The sequence below is a fragment of the Candidatus Thiosymbion oneisti genome (genome assembly GCF_900092655.1).
Lineage (GTDB): Bacteria > Pseudomonadota > Gammaproteobacteria > Chromatiales > Chromatiaceae > Thiosymbion > Thiosymbion oneisti.
Window position 1 is genome coordinate 1 of sequence record NZ_FLUY01000810.1, and the last position, 8,300, is coordinate 8,300.

The 8,300-nt window shown below is 61.5% G+C and carries 9 protein-coding genes and 1 pseudogene; 2 read left to right on the plus strand and 8 right to left on the minus strand.

Going from position 1 to position 8,300, the window contains the following annotated elements; translation table 11 throughout:
- On the plus strand, positions 1–331 hold a 331-nt coding region (locus BQ17_RS21685; RefSeq protein ID WP_218068182.1), incomplete at its 5' end, for a hypothetical protein.
- Between the two features lie 526 nt (positions 332–857).
- Here BQ17_RS21685 and BQ17_RS08690 read toward each other — a convergent pair.
- The 3 genes from BQ17_RS08690 to BQ17_RS08700 all read right to left on the minus strand — a co-directional run bounded on the left by BQ17_RS08690 (position 858) and on the right by BQ17_RS08700 (position 2,911).
- On the minus strand, positions 858–1,508 hold the full coding sequence (locus BQ17_RS08690; protein WP_089726194.1) for an RnfABCDGE type electron transport complex subunit G: 651 nt from the start codon (positions 1,506–1,508) through the stop codon (positions 858–860).
- On the minus strand, positions 1,505–2,518 hold the full coding sequence (locus BQ17_RS08695) for an RnfABCDGE type electron transport complex subunit D (protein ID WP_089726195.1): 1,014 nt from the start codon (positions 2,516–2,518) through the stop codon (positions 1,505–1,507). The genes BQ17_RS08690 and BQ17_RS08695 overlap by 4 nt, the downstream gene beginning before the upstream one ends.
- A 138-nt stretch (positions 2,519–2,656) precedes the next feature.
- Positions 2,657–2,911: a DUF234 domain-containing protein gene (locus BQ17_RS08700; protein ID WP_089726198.1), complete on the minus strand. Its 255-nt coding sequence runs from the start codon at positions 2,909–2,911 to the stop codon at positions 2,657–2,659.
- A gap of 50 nt (positions 2,912–2,961) precedes the next feature.
- On the opposite strand from BQ17_RS08700, the gene BQ17_RS08705 reads away from it, so the two are divergent.
- The gene (locus BQ17_RS08705) at positions 2,962–3,720 is read left to right on the plus strand and encodes an SDR family oxidoreductase (protein ID WP_218068183.1); all 759 of its coding nucleotides are present in this window, start codon (positions 2,962–2,964) and stop codon (positions 3,718–3,720) included.
- A 328-nt stretch (positions 3,721–4,048) separates the two neighbouring features.
- On the opposite strand, the gene BQ17_RS08710 is transcribed toward BQ17_RS08705, so the two are convergent.
- The 5 genes and pseudogenes from BQ17_RS08710 to BQ17_RS08730 form a co-directional block, all read right to left on the minus strand.
- On the minus strand, positions 4,049–5,581 hold the full coding sequence (locus BQ17_RS08710) for an ABC transporter substrate-binding protein (RefSeq protein WP_256091527.1): 1,533 nt from the start codon (positions 5,579–5,581) through the stop codon (positions 4,049–4,051).
- On the minus strand, positions 5,582–5,992 hold the full coding sequence (locus tag BQ17_RS08715) for an SseB family protein (protein ID WP_256091528.1): 411 nt from the start codon (positions 5,990–5,992) through the stop codon (positions 5,582–5,584). It abuts the gene before it with no gap.
- A 106-nt stretch (positions 5,993–6,098) separates the two neighbouring features.
- Positions 6,099–6,230, minus strand: a pseudogene (locus BQ17_RS08720) (HigA family addiction module antitoxin); the annotation flags it as partial.
- A gap of 9 nt (positions 6,231–6,239) precedes the next feature.
- Positions 6,240–7,556, minus strand: coding sequence for a homoserine dehydrogenase (locus BQ17_RS08725; protein ID WP_089726202.1), 1,317 nt, complete (start codon positions 7,554–7,556; stop codon positions 6,240–6,242).
- Positions 7,557–7,622: 66 nt separating this feature from the next.
- Positions 7,623–7,841 carry a DUF2283 domain-containing protein gene (locus BQ17_RS08730; RefSeq protein WP_089726205.1) on the minus strand — a complete coding sequence of 73 codons (219 nt, stop codon included), beginning with the start codon at positions 7,839–7,841 and terminating at the stop codon, positions 7,623–7,625.
- Positions 7,842–8,300: the final 459 nt, after the last annotated feature.

Sequence of the window (8,300 nt, forward strand, 5' to 3'; positions counted from 1 at the left end):
GTTTTTTCACGCCAGCGCCAGTGACGCCAGCATCACGACGAAGAAGGGCTTAGAAGCTGAACTGAAGCAGATCGAGCGTGATCTGGACGCCGACCCCCAGTGCCTGGATGCCAACGACGCGCAGGAAAACCACGCCGGCGACCGGTTGGGTGAAGACCCCACGCTGGCGAGCAAGCTGGATGAACTCAAGGCGCACCAGGCCCGCCAGCAGGCGCAACGCAAGCAGCTTGAGGAGCGTGGTGAGACCCAGCGCTCGCGTACCGACCCTGATGCGCGGGCCTTGAACAAGCAACCAGCCTGTGACGGGCTACAAGGTGCAAGGTTGCGTTGACGACAAACACCAGCTCATCATGCATTACCAGGTCACTAACGCCGGCAATGATCAGACCCAGCTCAGAGGCTGTCTAAAAACTAACCTATTGATTTTCTATTGGCATTGATTTTCGGCTGGCTCCCCACGCTCCAGCGTGGGGAGCCAGCCGAAAACCAGAGCGGCACAAACCGAAAATGGATCCGAGCGTCGGGTTGCGTTACACCGCGTTCGATGCCGTGCCGGTCCGGGCGCGGTCCTGGGTTATTTGGCGCTGTTTGGGAGACCGGACGTGTTGGGTTACGGCGCGTTCAGCCTTGTCACTGTGCATCAGGATCGAACAGCGCGCCTAACCCAACCTACACTTAACGCAAGGCCGCGCGGGCCGGCAGCGCGGGGGTAATCTGGGTGTAGGTTGTGTTAAGACGCCGGTACGGGCCTGGCCGTCGATCAACGAGCTTTTGGGCGTCGCAACGCAACACGTCAAACCCTGTCCCGACGCAGGAGAGATCTTTTCCCCCAAACCGCGCCGAATCATTCAGGATTGCTACTCCAACGGCGGCGCGGCCTCGGGCGCCGGCAGGCGTTCGAGCCAGCGCGCGTTGCCCTGGTTGATGATCCTGACCACTGCCTTGGAAGAGATGGTGGCGCCCGTGATGGCGTTGATCTGGTTGGCCGCCGCTTTGGTGCCCTGCTTGACGGCTAGGATCCGGGGGTCGATGGCTAGGTCCCGGAAACCGGCGACGAAATCGGCGTCCTTGTAGATCTTGTCCCCCAGCCCGGGGGTCTCGCGACTCTCCAGGATCTCCATGCCGACCACTCGGCGGGCGGCGGGCAGATAGCCGTAAATGAGGCGGATGGTGTCCTGAAAGCCGGGACCCGCGTTGGGGATGGCATAGCCCAGGAGTCGGCCCTGGGCGTCGTAGCCGCCGAACAGGGCCTCTTCGTCCTGATCCTCCGCTTCCTTGACCAACAGCCGTCCCTCCCGATAGACCAGGCGCTGCATGTGAGTGGTGCCGGGCAGCACCTTGAACACCGCCTGGCGCAGGACCTTGGCCTGGTAGGCAACGATGGTGGGCCGAGTGGCCTCGAATACGGAGACGATGATGAGTCCCGAGAGCAGGCCCGCTAGCCCTAAGGTCGCAACCAGCCGGGTAGAGCCGGGCTCCCGGAGCGATCGGTCCTGGTTGCTGCTCACGGGGTCTTGATCCCTTTGCCGAAGACCCGGGGCTGGGTGTAACGGTCGATGAGGGGGGTGGCGGCATTCATCAGCAGGATGGCGTACATGACCCCCTCGGGGAAGCCGCCGAAGACCCGGATCAGGACCACTAGTAGCCCCACACCTACCCCGAATATCCAGGCGCCCTTAGGGGTGATGGGGGAAGTGACCGGATCCGTGGCCATATAGATGGCCCCGAGCAGCAGGCCGCCGGAGAACAGGGAGAACAGCGGATCGGGGTAGCCGGCCGGATCGATCAGGAAGAGGACCAGCGAGAAGGCGGCTACCGAGAGCAGGATGCTGGCCGGGATCCGCCAATCCAGGTCCCGACGCAGTACCAGGTAGATGCCGCCGAGGACCAGCAACAGACCACTGGTCTCGCCGATGCAGCCGCTGGTCTTGCCGATCACCAGGTCCCACAGGGGTGTAGACTGGCCCTCGAACTTCATGGTCCCCAGGGGCGTCGCCGCGCTCATGCCGTCATAGGTCGCCTGCAGGAAAGGGGTGGCGAGAATGGAGGCCTGGACAGCGAAGAAATCCCCGGTGTGGGCGTTCCAGGTGGTCATGGCCACGGGGAAGGTAGCGAGCAGAAAGGCCCGTCCCACCAGTGCCGGATTGAACAGGTTGTAGCCCAAGCCGCCCCAGATCAGCTTGCCCAGACCGATGCTCACCACCCCGCCGAGGAAGGCCATCCACAAGGGCAACCCCGGGGGCAGGCTGAGGCCGAGCAGGAGTCCGGTGATCAGACCGCTGCCATCGAGCAGCTTGGCCCGGCGCTGCCCGGACGGGGAGAAGACCCACTCGGTCAGCACGGCCCCGGCGATGCCGGCGCTCACAATCAGTAGGGCACCGAGGCCGAAGAACCAGACCCCGGCCAGGGTCGCCGGTGCCAGGGCGAAGGCCACATCCCCCATGGCCTTGGCAGTGGTCAAGGGCTGCTTGAGCAGGGGCGCCGGCTGGACCAGCAGCTTGGGGTCCTGGAGCTTCAACTCGATCTCACTTATGGCTGCGGGGTATGCACTGCGTGGTGGGGGCCGGAGAGAACTCCCCTCCCAGCTATCCGGCTGAGAATTCTATACAATTGAAAGCAAAGACGCATCAGACAATTTGTTCGCTACTACAAGCTGTCAAGTGTCCAAATCCAACAAAGAAAATCCCTGTAATTTAATCTCATAATCGGGGTACTGTTGTCGGATTTTTTGGGCTTTTTTATCCAGCAGGTTGAGATTAATCTTTGAAACCTGTCGTTTAACTTCGGCGACGAGGATGGTTTTATCAGACTCGTTGACAGCCACGATATCAATTTCGTTTTGATTGTTCTTTTCCCAGCATCGACCTATTTGAGTAAATTCATGGCTCGCAATGAGTTGCTCAATGAACATTATGAGCCAATGGAAATTGCTCGCAACGAACCATCACATAGGGCCTTCTCGTGTCCAAGGTGGATAACAATCCGGAACGGCGCCTAGTCCTGATCACCGGCGCCAGCCGCGGCATCGGACGGGCGTTGAGTCTCAAGCTGTTGGACGCGGGGGACCGGGTTATCGGTATCGGGCGGGATTTCTCGCACTGGTCCCTCCCCCGGGCCGGCTTCGAGGCGGTTACGATTGATCTGGCGGATCTCGATATGCTGCCGCAGCGGCTCTCCCAGGTTGCCGGGGATCACCGCCCCTGGGTTGACAATGAGTTGGACGCGGTCATATCCAATGCCGGTGCCGGCCGTTTCGGTCACCTGGAACAGTCCTCGCCGCACCAGATCCGCGCATCCGTAGATCTCAATCTGACCCAACATATTCTGGTTGCGCGGTCCTTTCTACCTCTGCTCAAGCGGCGGGGGCGGGGCGACCTGATCTTCATGGGTTCGGAGACCGCCTTGTCGGGCGGCATCAAAGGCGCCGTTTACAGCGCCTGCAAATCCGCGCTGCGTGGGTTCGCGCACTCCCTGCGCCAGGAATGCGCTGCTGCTGGCGTGCGGGTCGGTATCGTCAACCCAGGGTTGGTGAGGACCAGCTTCTTCGACGGGCTCGCCTTCCGCCCCGGCGCGACCCCCGAAAACGCCATCGCGCCGGATGCCGTTGCCGATGCGATCATCGCCATGCTCGACGCCCCCCCCGGGACCGTGGTGGACGAGATCAACCTGTCGCCCCTCAAGAAGGTCATCCGCTTTGGCCCTCCCACAGTGCAATCCTGAATATTTGGCGTTGTTTGGGGGAAAAGATCCGTCCTGCGTCGGGACAAGTTTGTAGTGGTAAATTTCTAACTGATAGCATAGTTGATAGTCCCAAAAGAATTGAGTCCGCCCAGCCGCGCAGCAACCCAACCTACCCTCTACCATTAACGATTCACCACTACCGATATTTTTATTTAACGTGCAGGCATCCTGTAAATCCTGAGTAATCCTGTCTATTAAGGTTTCGCGACAAATCATTCAGGACCGCGCCAATAACCGGCATTGCCATTGGGTTCGACCCCATGGGTTGCCCGCCGTGCTGCTTGTCCGCACGGACCCCGCTTTGAGCCTAGCGATGAACCTTCCGCCGTTCCGTAGCACCGGATCCAAGCTCCACCTCCGCCAGCCCGTCATAGTTGCCGTCGGGGGCTAACCGATAGCCCTGGACCTCGCTGCGGTAGGCGTAGACCTGATGCTCGTACCACAGGGGGATGTAGGGCAGCTCCTCCAACAACAGCGCCTGCAGCTCTCGGTAGTGTTCGGCCTGGTGCTCCGGGTCCTGCTCCGCCCGCGCCGTTTCGATGATGCGGTCGGCGCGCGGGCTGCGATAGCGGCCCCGGTTGGCCCCCTGCGGGGGAACGGATGCGCTGTGAAAGACGTAGCGGAAGATGTCCGGGGTGCGGATGCCCACCCAGGACAGGCTGTAGAGCTGGAAGCGGCCCGCTTTGATGTCGCCGTAGAAGGTGCCCCAATCATAGCTGCGGACCTCGACCCGGATGCCTACCTGCGCCAATTGGGCCTGGATGACGGTGGCCAGGCGCACCCGGAAGGGATCACTGGAGGTCTTGTAGACCAGCCGCAAAGGCCGCTCGGGACCGAACCCGGCGGCGGCCAGCAGTGCCTCGGCACGGGCCGGATCATGGGCATGACCGGCGAGCCCCGGGGCGCCGGCCCAGTGTTCCGGGGGGAACATGGCCTCTGCGAGTCGGCCCCCGTCCCGGAACAGAAAGCGCAGGATTGCCCGCCGGTCGATGGCGTGGGCGATGGCCTGACGCACCGGCAACAGACCGGTGATCGGGTCCTGGAGGTTAAAGCCGAGATAGGAGAAGTTGGCCCCGTCGAGCTCCCGCACCCGCACTTCGGGACGCCCCCGCAGATAGTCCAGGAGCTCTGGGGCCAAGTCGTTCTGCAACAGATGGATCTCGCCCCGCAGCAGCTTCATGACCCGCACATTGGGGTCCTTGACGACCAGCAGCTCCAACCGCCGACGGTCGCGCCGGCGTTCGAGGCGCAGCCGGCCGGTCTCGGGCCAGTCGAGGAACCGAAAGGGTCCGCTGCCCACGGGGGCGCGTTGAAATCCGTGGTTACGCCGGATCGAAGCCGCTGGCAGGATGCCGATGCCGAGATAAGCGGGGAACAGGGGATCGGGTTCGGCGAGCCTGAATTCGATCCGGTCCGGTCCGTGGGTCCTGATGTCCCGGATGATGCTCAGCAAGGCACGGTGCGGAGAGGCACCGGCGGGGTCCAGGATGGAGGCATAGGTCGCCTTGACGTCTTCGGCATCGAGCCGGCTGCCGTCGCTGAAGACCCGCCCGTCTTGCCCCAGGGTGAACAGATAACGGGTCGGCGCGGGTTGCTCCCAGGTGGCCAGCGCGGGTATCGGCCGGCTCGCCGCGTCGAACGCCACGAGTCGCCGGTAGAGCAGGCGATTGATGCGCTCGGAGGCGGCGTCCGTCGCGAACCTGGGGTCCAGGTTGCGCGGCGCGGTGGCGAGCCCCATGCGTAGGGTTCCGTCCGGTATGCGGGCCGGTATGCGGTCATCGCAGCCGGCGAGCGGGATACCGAGCAAAACCGCTGACAGTAGAGCCTTACCTGTTCTCAATCAGTTGCTGCCCATGGCCGCGATCCGGGCCAGGTCCTGGGCCTCGAAATCGATACCGAACGCCAGGCCGGGGTTGAGCGTGATGCCGTAACCGACGCCCAGCTTCTCCAGAATCCAGGGGAACTCGACGACCAAGCCGCCGCCATAGCCGGGGTAGTCCTTCACGAAGGCCTTGGCGCGCTCGGGATTCGTGAACAATACCAGCACCTCTTCGCCGTCCTCGGTCCGGACCTTGAGCGGCCGGGCCTTGGTATCGGTTGCAAAGCCGCCGATTTGATGTCGCTCGTAAACGGGCATGAAGACCTCGGAGCCGAGTAGGGTCCGGAGAAAGGACTCCGGCGGAATTCGATTCTCCTGGGCGGCCATCAGCTGGCGTTCCAGGTCGTTTTGGGGTTGGAAATCGGTGGTCACGTAGCTGCTCCTCGGGCAATCGGCATTGCTTGGGGAAGCCGGGCTGGATGCCTTACGCCGTCCTATTCAGGGGCTCGATCCGGGCTTGAATATCCTCACCGGTCCGTTACCGGGCCAAGCTCAGATCGTAGCCGGTTTGCAGGTTCATCCAAAACTGCGCCGATATGCCGAAATAACGCCCTAACCGTAGCGCCGTATCGGCGGTAATACCACGCTGGCCGTGCACGATTTCGTTTAATACTTCCTTTCACCCCGCCAACTGCTCCATCCGGATCCGCACTACCTTGCCCGTCACGGACTCCAGGGCCTCGATGCGGGCGAGGGCCCGGTTCATGCGGCCTTCACAGACCCGATGACTGAGCATAATCAGGGGCACATGGGTATCGCCCTCCTGCGGTTCCTTCTGCTGGATGGCCTCGATGCTGATGCCCTCCTCCCCTAAGATGCCGGCGATGCGGGCCATGACGCCCGGTTGATCCAGGGCGATGATGCGCAGATAGTAGGCGGTCTCGACCTGTTCCATGGACAACACGGGCATGTCTGAGAGCTGGTGGGGCTGGAACGCGAGATGTGGGACCCGGTTGTCGCGATCGGTGGTGAGCGCACGGGTCACATCGACCACATCCGCCACCACCGCGGAGGCCGTGGGCATGGCACCGGCACCCGCCCCGTAGTAGAGGGTGGGTCCCACTGCATCGCCCTTGACGAGAACGGCGTTCATGACCCCATTCACATTGGCGATCAAGCGCCGATGGGGGATGAGCGTGGGGTGGACCCGCATCTCGATGCCTTGGTCGGTCTTGCGCGCGATACCCAAGTGCTTGATGGCGTAGCCCAGGCCCGCCGCGTGGCCGACGTCCTGGGTCTCGATCTCGGAGATGCCCTCGGTATAGGTCCGGTCGAACTGCAACGGGATACCAAAAGCCAGCGACCCCAGGATGGTGAGCTTGTGGGCGGCATCGATGCCTTCCACGTCGAACGTCGGATCCGCCTCCGCATACCCCAGGGCTTGGGCCTCAGCGAGCACCTCGCCAAAATCCCGACGCCGGTCCCGCATCTCGGTAAGAATGTAGTTGCCGGTGCCGTTGATGATACCGGCGATCCATTCGATATGATTGGCCGCTAATCCTTCGCGCAGGGCCTTGATGATGGGAATACCGCCGGCCACGGCGGCCTCGAAGGCCACCATCACGCCCCGCTCGCGCGCAGCGGCGAAGATCTCGTTACCGTGCAGGGCGATCAGGGCCTTGTTGGCGGTGACCACATGCTTGCCCTTCTCGATGGCCCCAAGCACCAACTCCTTGGCCGGCGAGTAGCCCCCGATGAGTTCGATGACGATCTCGATGGCGGGATCTTCCACCACGGCAAAGGCGTCTTCCGAAATGCGTCCGATCCGGTCCAGGCCGCTGATGCGCCGGGGATCATAGTGACGCGCCGCGGCATGGGCGATGCGGATCTCCCGTCCGGCCCGGCGGGCGATCTCCCGCGCGTTGCCTGCGAGCACGCTCACCGTGCCGCCGCCGACGGTACCCATTCCCAACAAACCGATATTCACCGGTTCCATACGTCTCTCCTCTTCTCGTTCCGGCAGGAAAAACACGCGAATATTCGCCCATTTCTCGCTAATTTGTCAGCTCGTGATGGTTTGTTTTGCGAGCGGCATCTTGCTCACCATGAGTTCATGAAGCTCCACCTTCGAACTCGCATTATCTATATCTATGCCTACCACATATTCCAATTCGTCGTAATCCAGAACAATCCCCTCTGAGATCTCACGGCTTTCCACGCTCGTGTGGCCTGACAAGTCGATGTACAGGGAGTCCGTATCCGGATAATAGTTGAGTTTCATAGCTTAAAACCTCTGTCGGGGAAGGCGTTATGAATCGTAGTTTTATCCTCAAGGGTCACCACGCGAAGTATACGTCCTTTCAGTTCTTCGATTGCCGCCCAGAATCGGTATCGATTGTGTTCTTGCGGCTCGGATTTCATTGGATTCTCAACGACTCGGATACACCACACCTTTTTGATATAAGGCCGTTTGCGCAGGACCTCGTTCTCAAAATAGTCAGTGAACTTGTATTCCTTCATAAGGCAAACTATTTTCCTGGCGTTACGTTCCTCAGCTTCTGGCCAATGGCTTGGCCCAGGCGCCCGATGCCGCGTGGCACTGTGCTTGAAAGTTACCGTGGAGCCGGACCACGGCATCGGGTCGCCGGCAGCTAAATATTATCGGGTAGTGGTAAACTTATAAGTGAAAAAGTAGAGCGATTCATCTTTTTGATCCCCTCTCCCCAACCCCTCTCCCGGC

Excerpts from the sequence above, each read along its gene's own strand:
- BQ17_RS08700 (WP_089726198.1), bottom strand. The coding sequence starts at position 2,911 with ATGTTCATTGAGCAACTCATTGCGAGCCATGAATTTACTCAAATAGGT.
- BQ17_RS08725 (WP_089726202.1), bottom strand. The coding sequence starts at position 7,556 with ATGGAACCGGTGAATATCGGTTTGTTGGGAATGGGTACCGTCGGCGGC.
- BQ17_RS08730 (WP_089726205.1), bottom strand. The coding sequence starts at position 7,841 with ATGAAACTCAACTATTATCCGGATACGGACTCCCTGTACATCGACTTG.